This window comes from Flavobacterium ginsengisoli (assembly GCF_029625315.1).
In the GTDB taxonomy this organism is placed as follows: domain Bacteria; phylum Bacteroidota; class Bacteroidia; order Flavobacteriales; family Flavobacteriaceae; genus Flavobacterium; species Flavobacterium ginsengisoli.
This window is the reverse complement of sequence record NZ_CP121110.1, coordinates 2,378,485-2,396,329: the sequence shown is the minus strand read 5'-3', so window position 1 is coordinate 2,396,329 and position 17,845 is coordinate 2,378,485. Positions and strand designations below refer to the sequence as shown.

At 34.2% G+C, this 17,845-nt stretch carries 12 protein-coding genes and 2 pseudogenes; 2 read left to right on the top strand and 12 right to left on the bottom strand.

What is annotated here, in order from left to right; translation table 11 throughout:
* Window positions 1-151: 151 nt before the first annotated feature.
* Together P5P87_RS11110 and P5P87_RS11105 are read right to left on the bottom strand one after the other, a co-directional pair.
* The gene (locus P5P87_RS11110; RefSeq protein WP_278022582.1) at window positions 152-910 is read right to left on the bottom strand and encodes a methyltransferase domain-containing protein; all 759 of its coding nucleotides are present in this window, start codon (window positions 908-910) and stop codon (window positions 152-154) included.
* 88 nt (window positions 911-998) lie between these two features.
* Window positions 999-1,817 (bottom strand): hypothetical protein, encoded by an 819-nt coding sequence (locus tag P5P87_RS11105; protein WP_278022581.1) that lies wholly within the window; start codon window positions 1,815-1,817, stop codon window positions 999-1,001.
* Between the two features lie 405 nt (window positions 1,818-2,222).
* On the opposite strand from P5P87_RS11105, the pseudogene P5P87_RS11100 reads away from it, so the two are divergent.
* Window positions 2,223-3,633, top strand: a pseudogene (locus P5P87_RS11100) (APC family permease).
* 76 nt (window positions 3,634-3,709) lie between these two features.
* Here the strand turns inward: P5P87_RS11100 and P5P87_RS11095 are convergent.
* From P5P87_RS11095 to dinB, 6 genes and pseudogenes are all read right to left on the bottom strand, one after another.
* Window positions 3,710-4,114, bottom strand: a complete 405-nt coding sequence (locus P5P87_RS11095) for an MFS transporter (RefSeq protein ID WP_278022580.1) — start codon at window positions 4,112-4,114, stop codon at window positions 3,710-3,712.
* A gap of 155 nt (window positions 4,115-4,269) precedes the next feature.
* Window positions 4,270-4,731: a DUF1810 domain-containing protein gene (locus P5P87_RS11090; protein ID WP_278022579.1), complete on the bottom strand. Its 462-nt coding sequence runs from the start codon at window positions 4,729-4,731 to the stop codon at window positions 4,270-4,272.
* Between the two features lie 183 nt (window positions 4,732-4,914).
* Window positions 4,915-5,520: an alpha-ketoglutarate-dependent dioxygenase AlkB family protein gene (locus P5P87_RS11085; protein ID WP_340696673.1), complete on the bottom strand. Its 606-nt coding sequence runs from the start codon at window positions 5,518-5,520 to the stop codon at window positions 4,915-4,917.
* A gap of 44 nt (window positions 5,521-5,564) precedes the next feature.
* On the bottom strand, window positions 5,565-6,947 hold the full coding sequence (locus tag P5P87_RS11080) for an exonuclease domain-containing protein (RefSeq protein WP_278022578.1): 1,383 nt from the start codon (window positions 6,945-6,947) through the stop codon (window positions 5,565-5,567).
* Window positions 6,948-7,065: 118 nt separating this feature from the next.
* Window positions 7,066-10,119, bottom strand: a complete 3,054-nt coding sequence (locus tag P5P87_RS11075) for a DNA polymerase III subunit alpha (protein WP_278022577.1) — start codon at window positions 10,117-10,119, stop codon at window positions 7,066-7,068.
* 3 nt (window positions 10,120-10,122) lie between these two features.
* Window positions 10,123-11,305 (bottom strand): annotated as a pseudogene (dinB, locus tag P5P87_RS11070) (DNA polymerase IV).
* Window positions 11,306-11,395: 90 nt separating this feature from the next.
* Between dinB and P5P87_RS11065 the strand changes: the two are divergent.
* Entirely contained in the window at window positions 11,396-12,169 is a 774-nt protein-coding gene (locus P5P87_RS11065) for an XRE family transcriptional regulator (RefSeq protein ID WP_198857503.1), read from the top strand.
* Window positions 12,170-12,442: 273 nt separating this feature from the next.
* Here the strand turns inward: P5P87_RS11065 and P5P87_RS11060 are convergent, their stop codons facing one another.
* The 4 genes from P5P87_RS11060 to P5P87_RS11045 form a co-directional block, all read right to left on the bottom strand.
* On the bottom strand, window positions 12,443-13,204 hold the full coding sequence (locus P5P87_RS11060; protein WP_198857502.1) for a phosphatase PAP2 family protein: 762 nt from the start codon (window positions 13,202-13,204) through the stop codon (window positions 12,443-12,445).
* A gap of 137 nt (window positions 13,205-13,341) precedes the next feature.
* Window positions 13,342-15,057, bottom strand: coding sequence for a sensor histidine kinase (locus P5P87_RS11055; RefSeq protein ID WP_278022576.1), 1,716 nt, complete (start codon window positions 15,055-15,057; stop codon window positions 13,342-13,344).
* A gap of 244 nt (window positions 15,058-15,301) precedes the next feature.
* Window positions 15,302-16,426 carry a sensor protein KdpD gene (locus P5P87_RS11050; RefSeq protein ID WP_278022575.1) on the bottom strand — a complete coding sequence of 375 codons (1,125 nt, stop codon included), beginning with the start codon at window positions 16,424-16,426 and terminating at the stop codon, window positions 15,302-15,304.
* Window positions 16,427-16,653: 227 nt separating this feature from the next.
* The gene (locus P5P87_RS11045) at window positions 16,654-17,733 is read right to left on the bottom strand and encodes a porin (protein ID WP_278022574.1); all 1,080 of its coding nucleotides are present in this window, start codon (window positions 17,731-17,733) and stop codon (window positions 16,654-16,656) included.
* Between the last annotated feature and the right edge of the window lie 112 nt (window positions 17,734-17,845).

Below are 17,845 nucleotides of genomic sequence, written 5' to 3'. Positions count from 1 at the left end.
TAATGGAATTTTTAACAATTTAAAAAATTAAAATAAGAGATTTTGCAATCAATTTTGAGTAGAAAAGGAGAATCAGAGAAGACTTAGGACAGAAAATAATAATGCTTTATTTTGTTTAAAGATTACTGATTGATTTTATCGTTTTTTTTTGTTAGAATTTAGCATAAATAATCAATCTTCTAAAAGCATATATCGATGGGACAGTTGGGAAATATGTGTCTATTCTATTCTTAAATTCGGCTGTTAATAATGCAAACTCTTGTTCTTTTAATCTTTCTTGATAAACAGTTAATGCTGAGCCTGAAATAAAATCGAAAAAGGCATCTTTTTTATTGGAAATTAAAGGATAAACTTTCTCATAAAGAACCAAATCTTTGCCGCCATTTTCAAAAAGAATTCTAGCGTATTCATCTAAAGTTAAAACAGGAGAAGGGCGTGTCCAATTTTTGAGATAGGAGGCAAAAGGCTCTTCCTGTACCAATTGCAAAAGAATTTTATTGAGAATGTTTTCATTTTGTTGCGGCATTTGAACAGCTAGTTGTCCACCTGGATTAATATGTGAAATAATTTTCGGAAAAAGTTCGTTGTGATTATCAATCCATTGTAAAGCCGCATTCGAAAAGATCAAATCCCATTTGGTTTCGTCGTCGATTTGTTCTAAAATCGTTTTTTCTTTAAATTCAAGATTTTCTTGCACTGGAGCTTTTGCCAACATTTCGGCAGAATTGTCAATGCCAAGAACAAACGGATTGGTTAGTTTTTGATGCAATTTTTGGGTAAGTTCACCTGTTCCGCATCCGAGATCTATAACCTTTAGATTGGGTTTGTCAATAATATGACTTGTTAGATCATCAAAAGGTTTAGAACGTTCTTCTTTAAACTCATTGTATTTTTTAGGATCCCAAGTCATGATATCTTTTTTTATGTTGTAGATTTTCTTAAAGATAAAAAAAACTGCAAAAATATTTTGCAGTTTTTCAAATTCTATAAATTAAAGATTATTCAGATGTCTCAAGTGGACCTAATGTCTCTACGGTTGCGGTAACTGGAGGACAGCCATTGTTAAAGTAAAATGTAGCAGTGAAAAATACTGAGACACATTGTGGGTTTGTGAAAGATAAGCGAATTTTATTGTTATTAACATTATATGGATATGTCAATGTACCTTTTGATTTGTTGTATAGGTCACTCGGTGAAGTGGTTGTAAAACGTGTATTATTATTGTTGGAATCATTATTGTCTTCATCATCATTAGTAAAACTTACATCAATTTTAGAAATTGCAGACCAATCAATGTTGCATCCTGCTGGCAAAAATATATCAACTGCACCTCCAGCACTTGGTCCACTTCCTCTACAAATATATGATGCAGAAAGGATTGGTGTGCAACATGTTGAAACTTGTTTTGTTATATCTAATTTTGATGCGCAAATTAATGCAGTTCCATCAAAGCCTGTAGCTGTTATTGAACCACTAACAAAGCCTGCTGCGAATGTCGCCGTAATAGTGGATCCACTCCCATTAATTGTTATAAGATTAGCTGGGTTGGCTACCCAAGTAACGTTAGCAGGTGTGCCACTATCATTTGTATAGGTATAAGTAATAGGAGTGTTGATGTTAACTATAGTAGGACCATTTACGTTGCATACTGTCTTTACTAAAGCCGATTTGTTTGTTGTTGCTGTTTTATTTACAGCTTCTTTTTTTGTAGAACTTGAAGTTTGTTGTTGGCTGTCTTCGTTAGAGCAAGCAAAGAAAATAGTGCTTGTTGCTAATGAAATGATTAAAATGCTAAAATAAGTTTTTAAATTTTTCATGATTTTTATTTCCCTTTTGCGGCATAATAGCCTTTAAAGACGAAAACTTTAGGTACTAGATTTGGGTTAGTTTGTTCCGCCTTTCAGATTTTAACTTTAGATTTTACAATCCGCTCAATTGATTTATTTGCAGTTATATCAAAGCACCTGAAATTACTATTGAAACGTTAGGTTAAATTTCTGAAACTTATTATTTGACAAGTTTCTATTCTGTTTGTAACTGTCGAATAGTTTGCCAATATATACTTTCGCTATATTCAAATTTATGTAAATTAAATATTACAACATTACGTAAAACCGTAAGGGAGTAAGTTTTCTTATATATTTTTTTCTTTTTTTAAAATTATCAGTGAAGATTGAGATTTCTAAAAAAAGTATATCTTTAGCCAACCAAAACCAATAAAAATGCAAGAAAACGACCAAGAACATTTTAAAAGAGAACTCGGACTTTTAGACGGAACCATGCTTGTGGTTGGCTCTATGATCGGATCCGGGATATTTATCGTAAGCGCCGATATTGCACGACAAGTAGGTTCGGCAGGATGGCTTACACTAATCTGGCTTTTATCCGGATTTATTACAGTTGTCGCAGCTGTTAGCTATGGCGAATTGAGTGCGATGTTTCCAAAAGCGGGTGGACAATATGTTTATTTGAAAGAAGCATATAACAAATTAATTGCCTTTTTATATGGCTGGAGTTTTTTTGCAGTTATTCAGACCGGAACCATTGCAGCTGTAGGAGTGGCTTTTTCTAAATTTGTCGCTTATTTGTATGAACCGTTAAGTGATGAAAATATCCTTTACGAATTGGGAGCTTTTAAACTGAATGCAGCTCAGCTAGTTTCAATTTTAACTATTATCATCTTAACTTTTATTAATAGTCGCGGTGTAAAAAACGGAAAAATTCTGCAAACGGTTTTAACAATTATCAAAATTTTATCGTTGCTTGGATTAGTCATCTTTGGATTAACTCTTGTCGCTAAAGCTTCAGTTTGGGATGCAAATTGGGCTGACGGATGGAGCACGAGAACATTTGACAAAGAAAGCGGTTCATGGCTGCCAATTAGCGGAACTGCTTTGATTTCTGGAATTTCAGCGAGCAATGGTTGGATCATTATTCTCTAGTGATGCTTGGAATGGTGTGACTTTTATCGCTGGGGAAATTAAAAATCCTAAACGAAACGTTGGTCTTAGTCTGTTTCTAGGAACTTTTATTGTGACCTCTCTATATGTTATCACAAATCTTATGTATTTGGCTGTAGTTCCGTTTGACGAAATTGCAACAGCAAAGTTTGATCGTGTTGCGGTTGTGGCCTCAGATTATATTTTTGGAAATATCGGAGCCTTGATTATCGCAATTATGATTATGATTTCGACTTTTGCCTGCAACAACGGATTAATTATGGCGGGTGCGAGAGTATATTATACAATGGCAAAAGACGGTTTGTTTTTCAAAAAAGCGACTACTTTAAATAGTTCTAGTGTTCCGGCATGGGCACTTTGGGCACAATGTTTTTGGGCATCTGCCTTGTGTCTTACAGGAAAATATGGTGATCTGTTAGATTTTGTAATTATCATTGTATTGATTTTCTATATCTTGACGATTTACGGAATTTTTATTCTTAGAAAAAAGATGCCAGATTTAGAAAGGCCTTATAAAGCATTTGGGTATCCGTTTTTACCAATGCTATATATCATTGTAGCGACAGCAATTTGCGTATCGCTATTAATTACAAAATTCTCAACTTGCGGTTGGGGAGTATTAATTATGCTAACTGGAATTCCAGTTTACTATTTGACAAAGCCAAACGAATAATATTTTTAAGTTGAAAAAACTACTTAATAAAAAAGCATCTTGATTTTTCAAGATGCTTTTTTATTTTGAGTATGATTTAATTGTCAGAAAGATCATTAGTAATTCTTTCTTCTGTTGGTCTTAGGAAAAGAAGGTATACAATTAGAAAAATTCCGAATATTATAAAATCGGGGTTAAGAAATAAAATGATAAAAGCAGCGCCTTCTAAAACTGCCCAGCGCATAATTGAGGCTGTTTGATAAATTGGCAGTTTATTTTCGAGTTTTAGTTTCGGATCAATTTGTTTTAATTGCGCCTTAAATAATATACTGCTCAAAACAAAGGCTAGAACTGGTATTGCAAGATAAATTATGGAAGCAGAATCAATAATAGGGAAGTGTAATTTTTCTAACGAAAGATCTCCAATAATGAAATAAGCAATAATTGTTCCTGCGCAAATACCAAAATGAATGATCTGTAAAGCTCTAATTTTTTCGGTCATGATGTGGTTAGATTTGAGGTTGATTATGCAAGTTAAGGCTAATTCTTTTTAAATAAATAAATTATGATTGCATTTTGTCGAATAGAATAATCTGTAAACAAAAAAAGACACTATAATTAGTGTCTTTTGAATGTAAATAATCGTTGAAAACTTAGTTATATTGTAACCGGTTCATCAACAGATTTTATAGTTGAATTAATAATAGACAAAGTAATTGGATCAGTTTCTCCAGAGAAGAAAGCGTCCAAAATTTCCTGAAATATAGGATTTGCATTCTCAACTAAAGAAAACAAAGTCATGCATGAGCGTAATTTTCGAGCATCTAAATCTCCAAAAATCCCATCAGCTGATTTCATTTTAAAAGTTAATAATAATTCTGAAATCTCGATTAAATGCTTTCCTAAAATTGGATGTTCCAAATAATCTGTAGCTTCTTTTAAGTTATTAATGGCATAAAGATTTGCAGTATCGCTTTTTCCTAAGCCTTTTATTTGCGGGAAAATGAACCACATCCAGTGTGTTTCTTTTTTCCCTTTACTGATTTCAGAAAGAGCGGTAAGATAAAGTTTGTTCTGTGCGTCTAAGAAACGCGCTAAATCATTGTTCGAATAAGCCATTACGGTGTTGTATTTTAAAAAAGGTTGCAAAAATAGTAAAAAAGATAGGTTTTGCCTAGTAAAAGGTTCATATAGTGCATGTTTTAACTTTTTAAAGAAGGAATATCTTACGTTGTTTTGAAGAAAAAATACTTCTTTTTAAAGATTCAATGCAATAAAAATCAAAGATTTCGATTGGTTCTTCTAAAGGTAAGATTGATCCTTGGCAAAACATCGCGAGCTGTTTTCGGAACTTGATGCTTGCCAAAAACTATTAGTAGTTCCAGCCATCAGTAAGAAAGATCCATGATGGAGCGGAATCTCAATTGGCGGAATTTCTTTCCTGAATTTATGGCGAAGTTTAAACATTCTTGTTTCCCCAAAAGTAACAGAAGCAATAACAGGATTTGGTCCCGTATTATGTTCTCGGTCGCTATGCCAGCCTACGCCATCATTTCCGTTTCGATATAAATTGAGCAGGACGGCATTAAAATCAAGTTGTGTTTCTTTTTCCACACGTCCTCTAATTTTTAATAATTCATAAGTCCAATCTGGACCTTTTGGATCTGCACCTTCGTTATCTTTGTCTTCGTACCATGCAATCATTCTAGGAACTGTATAAGTTTTATCGTAAACCTCCATTTCATGTTCTCTCCATTTGGTCTTGCGAAGTATTCTCTCATAAAAAGAATCAGATTCTTCTTTGGTGAAGAAGTTATCGATTAAAATTAATTCAGAATCTGGAATGTCAAATATTTTTTTTCCTCCCAAACCTGTAGTAAATAATTCGGTGTCGCTAAATAGTGTCATAATTTAGATCTTAGTTTTACAGCTCTATTTTATTTGTATTCGGTTTAGGAAACGAAAAGTTGTTTATTAAAGAATACTTTACGAGGATATTTTTCGGCGTAAGCAAAAATTAACTGATCAATATATTGATTGCTTTTATAGGGTGTAACGTAATTTTTAACTTCATCAGAATCGTTGATGGCTACATCTCTTGAAATATATCCCATTCCGTAAAAATGACCGTTTTCTACCCAGATACAACTTCTTTCGTCTGCAGATCGTCCCTTGTCTATAATGGCAAAACTTGGTCTGTTATTCAATAAAAAAGTAATAGCATTATCGACTTGTTCATTGTGAAGCGAAACATCTGGCAATTCTTTTATTTCATTGTTATAGAGAAAATCACCTTCTTCAGGTCTTGAATATTTACAGAAGCGATGGTCAATTTCAAATTGTTCTGCAAGACTTCGCAAGAAATGAATACCAGTATGTTGGTTGTTGAATTCATGAATACAAGTCTGAAATTTGCTCATTTTCCCGATTGCCAGATATTTATAGCCATTTCTAGCTTCGTATTGATAAATGCCAAATTTGGCTTCAAAGCGTTTTAAAGCTCTATTATAAGTTGGCCAGAGTTTTTTGATTTCGGTGCATTCTAAAAGAAGTGCCATTAATTCGGTTGCACATACTTCAAAGGAAATTCCGTGAATATCTCTTAAAAAATGTTGTCTTTGCGGTTTAATGTTATTTCCTGTAAAATGTGAAGTGACACGTTTTTTTAAGTTAATTGCTTTTCCAACATAAATTACTTTTTTAGCCTGATTATAAAAATAGTAGACACCAGGTTTATCAGGTAAATTATTAAAATCGTCTGCAGGAAGATTTGGAGGCAATCGTTGATCTTCTGCTGTTTTTTTGATCATTTTATCAATTTCTCCGGCATCATCCCATTCTAATAAAAGCGAAAAAAGCAAAGCAGTAGCATCGGCATCTCCGCCAGCGCGGTGTCTGTTTTCTAAATTGATATTTAAAGAATTGCAAAGATTCCCTAAACTATAAGAACCCAATCCTGGTTTGATTTTTCTGGCTGCTCGAACGGTGCAAAGTTTTTTAGCAGACCATTTGAAACCTGACTGTTCCAATTGATGATGAACAAATGAATAATCGAAATTGACATTATGTGCAACGAAAATTCGATCAGTAAGCATTTCTAAAACTTTCTCTGAAATATCATCAAAGATTGGCGCATTGGCTACCATTTCGTTATTAATACCCGTTAATCCAAAAATAGAAGGAGGTATGTCCTGTTGAGGGTTTACAAGAGTTTCATAACGATCCAGCACATTTTTACCATCATGAATAATGATCGCAATTTCTGTAATGCGGCTGCCACTGGCATTTCCTCCTGTGGTTTCAATATCGACTATAGCATATTCCGTATTTTTCATCTTTTATAACGTAAGTTGTTCTTTAGTTATTTAAAATTTAACACATAGATTTAAATTAAAATTGGCATCTCTACAAGCTAATAAACTATTTTTCTATGTGTTAAATCATTGTACTTATTTAAAATTTCATTCGGTGTCTCGGCAGATTAATTTCATGTCCTTGCGGATAAGGCGCACGATGCGTCAAACTCACATCTTCTTTTATTTGATTTTGTGTTCTGTATTGATCTTTTGAATCCATATAACGCGGATCTGGAATAAAAGGCATTTTTGCCATTTTTAGAATCGTGATAGTTGGAAAATGGTAATCAACCTCAACATTTCCTAACAAAAGATAACAGCCTCCTCCCTGAAATGGATGTTTAGCAAGACTATCCGGAAAATGTGCCGTATCAAAATAAGTTCCTTCGTGATCGATCCAAGTTCCGAAATACATGGTTCCTTTTTTTGTCGGAACATGTTTTCTGGAAATCAGATAGGCTAGCATTCTAACTTGTCTTTTATGATATTGAACCAAATCTTTCGCCATGACATCTCCGCGATGTTTGGTTTGTAAAAGATCAAAAACAGTACACGAAACGGGGAAACTTAAAAGCTCAATTTCATCAAAAGCATCTTCAAAAACGGAACGCTCTAATTTTGGAAGCTTGTATTCTTTAACGGGTTCTTGCAGTAATTTTAAATCTCTATTTTCAGGTTTAAAATTATTCAACAGCAGACTGGCGGTGACCAAAAGCTGATTTTTTGTTTTTCCTGTAAAACGAAAAGCATCAATAAAAATCAGAGTTTTAACGCCTTCAATTCCGATTGGAATTCGATTGATAAAATCTTCCAGAGAACTAAAATCACCTTTTTTGTTTCGGTCTTCTTCAATTAAATGCGCAATTTTAGATTCCAGACTTTGAATGTGCATAAAACCGAGATAAATATCAGTTCCGTACAAAGTAGTCTGATATTCGCTTTTATTCACACACGGATTATGAATCGTTCCGCCAGACATTCTTGCTTCGTGTACATACACTTCGGTTCTGTAAAACCCGCCTTGATTGTTGATTACCGCTGTCATGAATTCAACAGGATAATTGACTTTCAAGTACAAACTCTGATAACTTTCAACCGCATAAGAAGCCGAGTGCGCTTTGCAGAAAGAATAGCCCGCAAAAGATTCGATCTGACGATAAATTTCCTGACTCAAAGTTTCGGGATGTCCTTTTTGAGCACAGCTCGCAAAGAAATTATCTTTTACTTTTTGCAACGCTTCCAAAGATCTTCCTTTTCCCGACATGGCACGACGAAGAATATCGCCGTCAGGAGCGGGAAGTCCGCCGTAATGCTGGGCGATTTTAATCACATCTTCCTGATACACCATAATGCCGTAAGTTTCGCCAAGATGTTCCTTGAAAACTTCATGGAAATACTCAAATTGAGTTGGATTGTTATGACGAAAAATATACTCTTTCATCATTCCCGATTGTGCAACGCCGGGACGAATAATAGACGACGCGGCGACAAGAATTTTATAATTATCACAATTTAAACGACGCAGTAAACCACGCATAGCAGGACTTTCGATATAAAAACAGCCAATCGTATGTCCTTTTGCTAAATAAGAATTGCAAACAGCCTCGTCTTTAGAAATCGAAGTATCACGAATATTAACTTTTATACCACGATTTTTGGCAATCAGTTTTACGCTGTCATCAATATGGCCAATGCCGCGCTGACTTAGAATATCAAACTTGTCAAAACCAATTTCTTCGGCAATGTGCATATCAAAAAGTACGATTGGAAAACCTTTTGGAGGCATTTCTAGAGGCGTATAATTTGTAATTGGTTCTTCAGAAATTAAAATTCCACACGCATGCATGCTTCGTTGATTGGGATATTTTTCCATCATTTGTCCATATTCCTGAACCAATTTTACAATTTTATTGGTTGGATGAAGTTCTTGTGGATTTTTTGCCAAAAGATCTAATTCTTCTTTAGGAAGACCAAAAACCTTTCCGACTTCTCTGAAAATAGAACGGTATTTAAACTCAACATTTGTACCGCAAAAAGCAACATGATCTTTGCCATATTTTCCGAAGATATATTCTAAAATGGTGTTGCGTTCCTGCCAACTCCAATCAATATCAAAATCAGGTGGTGTTTTACGGTTTAGGTTTAGAAAACGTTCAAAATATAAATCCAGTTCGATAGGGCAGATATCGGTAATTCCGAGACAATAGGCGATGATGCTGTTAGCACCGCTTCCGCGACCAATATGCATAAAACCTTGGCTATTGCTATATTGAATAATATCCCAAGTAATTAAAAAATAACCGCTGAATTCTAATTCGTCAATAACTTTTAATTCTTTTTCTACGCGAGCTTTTGCTTCAATATTTTCGTCTCCATAACGTTTTTCAAATCCTTCCCAAGCTAATTCGGTCAGTTTTTCTAAATCTTTTTGACGGTTTTCAGTATAGAACTTTTTATTTCTTTTAGCTGAAAAATCATATTGAAAATTACAATCGTCAATGATACGTTGTGTGTTCAAAATGATTTCAGGATATTTTTCATAAAATGGTAGAATCGATTCTAAAGGTTTCATCATATCAGAAACTTTGCAATAATCCGCTTCGGTAAGTTTTGACAGAATAATATTCGTGTCAATAGCGCGAAGTACTTTATGGAGATTATATTCTTTTTTATTGCTAAAAGTCACAGGCTGTAAAACCACCATTTTGGCAATTTTATTTTTATGTTTTGAAGTCAGAAGACTTGAAACTTCCTCAGGACGAACTCCGATAAATTCATTTTCATAAAGTGTTTCGGGAGCATTCTCTAAAGTATAAATCACAAAAGCCGATTCAAATTTTGGAGCTCGTAAAGGCAGAGTTTCTCCGCTGAAATTATGTTCCGTTAAAAAACGATTCATTTCAGCTAAACCTTTTGCGTTTTTAGCCAAACCAATATATTTGAATTGATGATTAAAACGAAATTCCATTCCAACCAAAGGCTTAATTTCGTTTTTTTTACAATCTCTTATAAAATCATAAATTCCAGTTACCGTATTAATATCAGTCAATGCCATTGCTTTTACGCCACAAGAAACCGCTAGACCAACAAGATCTTTCAGCGGAATCGTGCCATAACGCAGAGAATGATAAGAATGACAATTAAGATACATGGTTTATTTAGTGCGTTTTAAAATTTCGTCTTTAGTATTAGGTTTAAAATGAGCTCCGGCACAGCGCATAACGGCATCAAAACCGTAACGGCTTTTCATTTTATCCATAGCGAGCATAAAGCGCCAACATTTCCTGAGTATCTTCAAAAAGATCAATTTGATATGTTCCACGCACTAATCCGCTAAAGCGAACACCAATCAAGCGGAGACGCATACGTCGCTGATATACTTTTTCAAAAAGCTCCATTACAGTTTTAGTTAAAATATGATCGGCTGAAGTATAAGCAACGCGGCATTGTTTGGTTTCGGTATCAAAATTGGCGTAACGAATTTTAACTGTAACCGTAGAAGTTAGCCATTGTTCTGAACGTAATTGGAAAGCCAGTTTTTCGACCATTCCCAAAAGCACTCTTTTGAGTTTTGCAATGTCAATGGTGTCTTGAGAAAAAGTGTTTTCTGTCGAAATAGATTTTCTTTCGCTATAAGGTTCAACGGGCGTATGATCGATTCCGTTAGCTTTTTTCCAAATATCTAAACCATTTTTACCGATCATTTGCTGTAAAATCTCAGCAGGCATTTCGGCCAAAGTCTGAATTTTACGAACGCCAATTCGGGACAAAAGCTGAAAGGTCACCGTTCCGACCATTGGTATTTTCTGAATCGAAAGCGGATTTAAAAAATTCTGTACTTTGTGTTCTGGAATTTCGAGATTTCCTACTGGTTTGCCTTCGCCTGTAGCAATTTTAGAAACCGTTTTATTGATCGATAACGAAAAGCTAATAGGCAATCCGGTTTCTTTAATCACTTTTTGCGCCAATTCATCTGTCCATTTATAACTTCCATGAAAACGGTCCATTCCCGTAATATCCAGATAAAATTCGTCGACACTTGCTTTTTCTAAAACAGGTGCTTTTTCTTGAAGAATTTCAGTGACATCGTGAGATAATCGCGAATACAATTCCATATCTCCTTTCATGATTTTTGCCTGTGGGCAAAGTTTTATTGCCATTGCAATGGGCATTGCAGAACGTACACCAAATTTGCGGGCTTCATACGAACAAGAAGCCACAACGCCACGATCGCCTCCGCCAATAATAAGCGGAATTCCGTTAAGTTCAGAATTGGTGAGTCGTTCGCAGGATACAAAAAAGGTATCCAAATCCATATGTACAATTGCCCGTGCCATTTTTTCCTTTTGTTTTTGTATGAAACAAAATTAGTACAGGTGGTAACAATTTTTTGTATATTTGCTGTTCCAAATTATAACAAATTAATTATGTCCTTATTTTCAGACAATATCAGAGCACTAAGGGTTAAGCATAAAATATCACAAGAAAAATTAGCTGAAAACCTAAGTATTACAAGAGGAAGGTACGTGAAATACGAAGACGGAACTTCGGAAGCACCGTATGACATTTTAAAGAAGATTGCATTATATTTTCATATGAGTATCGACTTGATATTATCTGTCGATATACGCAAAATTGATGTGCAAAATTTGATAAAACTAGAAGGCAATCGACTTATTTTACCCATTCAAGTGGATAGTTTTGGAGAAAATTATATCGAAATTGTATCTCAAAAAGCAAAAGCAGGTTATCTAAACGGATATGCCGACCCAGAATATATTGAAAGTTTACAGCAAATTACACTTCCGTTTTTAGGTCCAGGAAAACACCGCGGATTTCCAGTTGAAGGCGATTCAATGCCACCACACGAAGATGGTTCTATCATTATTGGCCGTTATGTGGAAAAACTGGGAGAGGTGATGGATGGCAAAACCTATATTCTGATTACTAAAAATGAAGGAATGGTTTATAAGCGTCTCAATAAAAACAAAAAGAATAGTTTGGTTTTAGAATCCGATAACAGTTTTTACCCCAATTATGAAGTGAAAGCTTCTGATATTTTGGAGATTTGGGAATACGAATGTAATATCGGCCGTTCGGATAAAAAACAAGAAATGACAGAAACTGGAGCAATGAAAGATTTGCTTTTAGAATTGAAAAGGGAAGTTAGGGAGATTAAAAATAATACATCGAATACATAAAAAGAGTTTTGCCACTCCCGATAGCTATCGGGATTCACAGATTAAAAAGATTGTTTTTCGCCACGACCCGAGCGATAGCGAATAGGCGAAGCAATTGCACAAATTTTCACAAATTTTTTATTCAAAATATAATCAACATAATTCGTGAAAATTCGTGAAAATTTGTGCAATTCGTAGCAAACAAACTATACAGAGTAGTAAAAAAATCCTTTTAATCTGTGCAATCTGTGGCTTAAAAAACTTTGTGTCTTAGCGCCTTTGTGGCAAAAAAACTTAAAAAACCTTCGCAAATCCCAATCCATATTGTTGTCCATTATAAAAAGGCATTATCATAGAAGTCGATTTATTTTCGGCTGATGATTTAAACAATTTTTTAGTGATATACGGATTAATCCAATAAGCGATTTTAGTACTCAAAATCCCGATTCCAGCTCCGGCAGCAACATCAGTTAACCAATGGCGATTGTTGTAAATTCTAAATAATCCCGTTCCTGTTGCAACGGCATAACCAGCAATTCCGTACCAGATCGATTTATCTTTATATTCTTGATATAAAAATTCGGCACCCATAAATGCAGTTGCAGTATGTCCAGAAGGGAAGGAGTTATTCGAACTTCCGTCTGGTCTTTCTTCATGTACAATCGATTTTAAACTCAAAACCGTTGTAGCCATAATTGCATACGAAGTTACAAGTATTACAGAACGGTCACGCATATTGTTCTTGCCCTTTACGCCAAAAGCATTCAAAGCGTAAACAGATGCTGCAGGCGCATATTGCGAAAAGTCATCAATGGTAATTTTGTTATCAATATCTTCGGTGACCTCATTTTTGATTTGTGAATTGAAACTCAGCAACTGATCACTTTCTAGCCCAATAACACCATAGCCAATTAATACACCCGGAATAATCAATTGTTTATAATTGAATTTTAGCTGATGTGAAGTACTGTCAATTTTTGTAATCGAATCGTTTTGCTGTGCATTTGCAGAAAATAATCCGAATAGAGACACTAGGAAAATCGTTTTGTGGAACATTGTTGTAGTCGTTATGTTTTGCAATATTAACGAATGTTATACCTTGGTATTTTGGGCTTAATTGAACCTTAAGCGAATATTAATCAAGGGAATAGAAATTATGAAATCAATGACAATTTCAAGAAGAAAAAACAACTTTAAACCTTCAATGTAAACCAAAAAGTGCTTCCTAGCCCCAAATTGCTTTCAACGCCAACATTTCCATTTTGAGCTTCAATGAATTCTTTGCTAATTGCTAAACCTAATCCAGTTCCAGATTTCTGACTTCCTGGAATTTGGAAATATTTATCGAAAACTTTGTCTTTGTATCGAGGTTCAATTCCTTTTCCAGTATCAATAACCTGAAAAACCATCTGATTATTTTCTTCTTTTAATTTAATGAGAATTGTACTTTTTTCAGACGAATATCTAATGGCATTCGATAAATAATTAATTAAAACCCAGCCTGTTTTTTCTGCATCTGCTTTTACGTTTTTGAGATTTTCATTGGCATCAATAATCAATTGAATCTGTTTTTGGTCGGCTTGAACTTTTACAGCTTCAACAGCATATTTCACAATTTCATGCGGATTGCTTTTGCCAATATTCAACTGAATATTTCCTGTTTCCAATTGTGACAAATTGAGCAATTCGCCCGTAATTTTCAACAAACGTTGACTGTCATCTTTAATGCTTTCTACTAATTGTTTTTGGTCATCGTTCATATCACCCGTTTTAGCATTTTCAAGCAATTGAAGACTCAATTTTATGGAAGCAATCGGAGTTTTTAATTCGTGCGAAACGGTGGCAATAAAATTGGTTTTGGCAAAATCCAATTCTTTAAAAAGGGTAATATTTCGCAGAATAATTACATCGCCAATATTGATTTCTTTTTCTTCACCTGTTGGTGTTATGGTAATATTATGTATTTCTTTTTCGAAATAACTTTCTTTTCCGTGAGCAAAAATTTTGAGAGGCTGTTTTTTGGGAGTTTCGTTTTCTTTTAAAATTAAAGAACGAATTAAGTCATTAGAAATAGCTAATTGAGATGTAGGTTTTCCTATTATATCTTCCGATTTCAGACCAATAATTTTCAGTGCTTCATCATTCACAAACAATACAATTCCCTCATTATCCAAACCAATAATTGGATCGTTCATATTATTGATAAGCGTTTCTAATCGTTTTTTCTCAAAAAGAAGTTTATAGACATTGCTGTCATGATATTCTTCCAGTTTTTGAGCCATGGTATTAAACGATTTGGCAAGATCTCCAAATTCGCTGTGGCTTGTAAAATGAACACGTTCTGAATAATTTTTATTGGCAATTTCTTTAATACTCAGCGTTAACTCTTTAATTGGATTGGCAATATTATTGGGCAGATTAACCAATAAGTTAAAAGCAATTAAAAAACATAAAGTTCCAACAATCGCAATCGACAGATTAGCTGTTTCAGCAGAATGTTTGGCAATGTCGCTTTTCTGTTTTATAGCGTCGAGATTCAACTTCATAATAGCAAAAATATCCTGACGAATTTGTGCTTTTATATTTTCATCAGCGTTATTTTTCTCTAAAAGAGCAAAACTTTCTTTCAGTTTTTCGGTTGCTTGTTTTTCACCTGGTTCTGTTATGTTTTGGGTTTGTTTTTCGAGATTTTCCTCAAAATCCTGAATCGTTTCTTTTGAATCCGATTTCATTTCGTCCAAAGCAAAAATCATATTTCGAGAATATTCTAGCGTATTATAATTAGATTTCAGAATATTCTCGGTGTCCTGCTTAATCAAAAAAACAGAATAAGCACTCACTAAAGAGAGAATGATGATCATCAAAAATAACAATCCAACACCCAGATTCAATTTGGTTTTAATTCTCATTTTATAAAACATTTAATTTTTTTTGAACCATATAAGTGATATAAGAAATATTAGTTTTTTTTAACCGCAAAGAGCGCTAAGGTTTAGCAAAGTACACAAAGATTAAAGTAAAAGCTTTGTGTCCTTGTGACTTTGCGAGCAAAAAACTCTAGCGAACTTTGCGTAAATCATTGCGCTCTTTGCGGTTAAAATTCAACGTCCCGATTAAATGAACTTATATAACTTATATGGTTTAAAATTTTTTTCAAGACAGTATTACAAGATCAACATTTGACAAAGACAGTTTGTTTAGCAAACGTCTGAAAATTGTGGTAGACAAAATTACTTTAAACAAATTAAAATGTGGTTTCCCAATGCAGACAGTTGTAATTTGTTTTTCTTCTACTGTTGTCAAAATAGCATCTGTAATGTTTGAATTTTCCAGTTTAATAACTTCTGCGCCTAATTGCACAGCGAGTTTAAAGTTATTAATTAAATGTCTTTGTTTATCAAGTGCAATCTTATTACTGCTTTCGTGTGGCGTTTCTACATATAAAACATACCATGAACCATTATAATAACTCGCCAATCGAGTCGCTTTTCTAATTATAATTTTGGCTGTTTTTTCATTACTGCTAATGCAAGCCAACAATTTCTCATGCCTTAAAGCATGAAGATTAGGAACTTCATTTTCAACTTTTCGAACCACTTGACTCGCCACTTCTTTCAAAGCCAATTCCCGCAATTGTAGAATTTGTTCCGATTTAAAAAAATTAGCTAAAGCAGTTGGAATTTTATCTGCCGTATAAATTTTTCCTTCTTTTAAACGCGCAATCAAATCTTCTGAAGTCAAATCGATATTTACCACTTCATCCGCTAAACGAAGAACATTATCTGGAATTCTTTCTTGAACATCAATGTTTGTAATACGTTTTACATCTTCGTTTAAACTTTCAATATGCTGAATGTTTACGGCCGAAATCACATTAATTCCAGCTTCCAAAATCTCTAGGACATCTTGCCAGCGTTTTTCGTTTTTGCTTCCCTCAACATTCGTATGCGCCAATTCATCAACGATCACCACTTCTGGTCTAAGGTTGATGATCGCCTGAACATCGAGTTCTTCGAGTTCTTTTCCTTTATAAAAAATAGTCCGTCTTGGAATAATCGGCAAACCCGCTAATAATCCATGCGTTTCCTTTCGCATGTGCGTTTCGATGTAGCCAATTTTCACATCGATTCCGTTTTTCAATAACGAATGCGCTTCCTGAAGCATACGAAAAGTTTTGCCCACGCCGGCGCTCATCCCGATGTAGATTTTAAACTTCCCCTTTCGTGATTTCTGAATTAAATCGAGAAAGTGTTGCGCGTTATTATTTTCGTTTTCCATATTTTTTGCCACGAAGGCGCTAAGTCACAAAGTTTTTTTTAAAAGCCACAGATTACACAGATTAGAAGGATTTTTTTTCGCTACGAATTACACAAATTTGCACAAATTTGCACAAATTTTTATTTAATATAATTCGTGAAAATTTGTGTAATTCGTGGCAAATAAATCTACACAAAGACATTAAAAAATCCTTCTAATCTGTGTAATCTGTGGCAAGAAATATTCTTCTAAAAACTAATCGCCAAGGAAGTCGTTACAAACGTATTTGTATCCGTTGGAAGATTGTTTTTGTTTGTGAAGATTTCGTCTTTACTGGAAAGATTTCTGGCTTCAATTCTAAACATAACATTATCAGTAACTAAGTAATCAAAGTTAGCCGAAAAACCGTAAGTTTTAAATCCGTTTGGCGTTTCTGTTGCAATGATTACACCTTTTTCATCGCTGTAATATTCTCCACGTGCTACAAGCTGGATTTTATCAGTTGGTTTGTATTGCAGAATTAAAACAGGAGAGAACCAAACATCATATTTATTGCTTCCTTTAGCCGATTGCTGAGAACCAATATCAAAACCAGTCGTTAAATTTACTTTTTCAGCTACTTTAAACTGCCCGTAAAAATTATTGAAGTAACGCCATTTTTTATCAATATCTGGCTGTTCATTTCCAACATAAGTACTCCAGTTCAAAGCAATCCGATCAGACGGTTTGTAAGTAACCTGAGTTCCAAAAGCTGGCGTTTGATTGCCTTCAACTTTCTCAATTCTCTGCCAGCCATTCAAGTACATACCAGCCAAATACCATTCTCCAGAATCAGAAGTATAGCCAATTTTTACACCCGTTTCATAATAAGGTGAATTTTCAGCCAGAATACTTCGGGTTAAAGTCTGGCAGTCTTTTCCAATTGCACTTTCAAAACCAATATGCGAAGGCATAATTCCAGCATCGATCCACAAATTATGTTTTTGTGAGATCTTCACACCAACATTTGCCTCGTATATATTTTTCAGCAAACCTTGTTCTGCCGACATGTTATATTCAGCGTACGTTCCAGCCATTAAAGCAAAGTTTCCACGAACATTTTCTTTCGTATAATTTACTTTTGCCAAACCTAAATTGATGTTTACTTCATTACTTTTATTAAAGTTATAAAAAAAGCTTGGCTGAGTATGATTTTCAGGTTTTCCAAAATCATAGCTATAATAGGTTTCTACATATCCTGAAAATTTTAGCGGACTTTTGGGTTCTTCTTGTGCATGTAAATTGCTATAACCAAAAGCGATTAAAGCGGTAAGTATTATTTTTTTCATTTTTGTGGTATTCTATTATTTATTAGTAGATTTTTTAGGAGCTAATCCCGCTATCCGTTTCAATCTTTTCCTGGCTAAAGAAGCCAGAAAAAGGATTTCCACTACTATCGGG

What these genes read in the sequence shown, in the direction of transcription:
- P5P87_RS11110 (WP_278022582.1), bottom strand. Translation starts at nt 910, where the DNA reads ATGACTTGGGATCCTAAAAAATACAATGAGTTTAAAGAAGAACGTTCT.
- P5P87_RS11105 (WP_278022581.1), bottom strand. Translation starts at nt 1,817, where the DNA reads ATGAAAAATTTAAAAACTTATTTTAGCATTTTAATCATTTCATTAGCA.
- P5P87_RS11095 (WP_278022580.1), bottom strand. Translation starts at nt 4,114, where the DNA reads ATGACCGAAAAAATTAGAGCTTTACAGATCATTCATTTTGGTATTTGC.
- P5P87_RS11090 (WP_278022579.1), bottom strand. Translation starts at nt 4,731, where the DNA reads ATGGCTTATTCGAACAATGATTTAGCGCGTTTCTTAGACGCACAGAAC.
- P5P87_RS11085 (WP_340696673.1), bottom strand. Translation starts at nt 5,520, where the DNA reads ATGACACTATTTAGCGACACCGAATTATTTACTACAGGTTTGGGAGGA.
- P5P87_RS11080 (WP_278022578.1), bottom strand. Translation starts at nt 6,947, where the DNA reads ATGAAAAATACGGAATATGCTATAGTCGATATTGAAACCACAGGAGGA.
- P5P87_RS11075 (WP_278022577.1), bottom strand. Translation starts at nt 10,119, where the DNA reads ATGTATCTTAATTGTCATTCTTATCATTCTCTGCGTTATGGCACGATT.
- P5P87_RS11065 (WP_198857503.1), top strand. Translation starts at nt 11,396, where the DNA reads ATGTCCTTATTTTCAGACAATATCAGAGCACTAAGGGTTAAGCATAAA.
- P5P87_RS11060 (WP_198857502.1), bottom strand. Translation starts at nt 13,204, where the DNA reads ATGTTCCACAAAACGATTTTCCTAGTGTCTCTATTCGGATTATTTTCT.
- P5P87_RS11055 (WP_278022576.1), bottom strand. Translation starts at nt 15,057, where the DNA reads ATGAGAATTAAAACCAAATTGAATCTGGGTGTTGGATTGTTATTTTTG.
- P5P87_RS11050 (WP_278022575.1), bottom strand. Translation starts at nt 16,426, where the DNA reads ATGGAAAACGAAAATAATAACGCGCAACACTTTCTCGATTTAATTCAG.
- P5P87_RS11045 (WP_278022574.1), bottom strand. Translation starts at nt 17,733, where the DNA reads ATGAAAAAAATAATACTTACCGCTTTAATCGCTTTTGGTTATAGCAAT.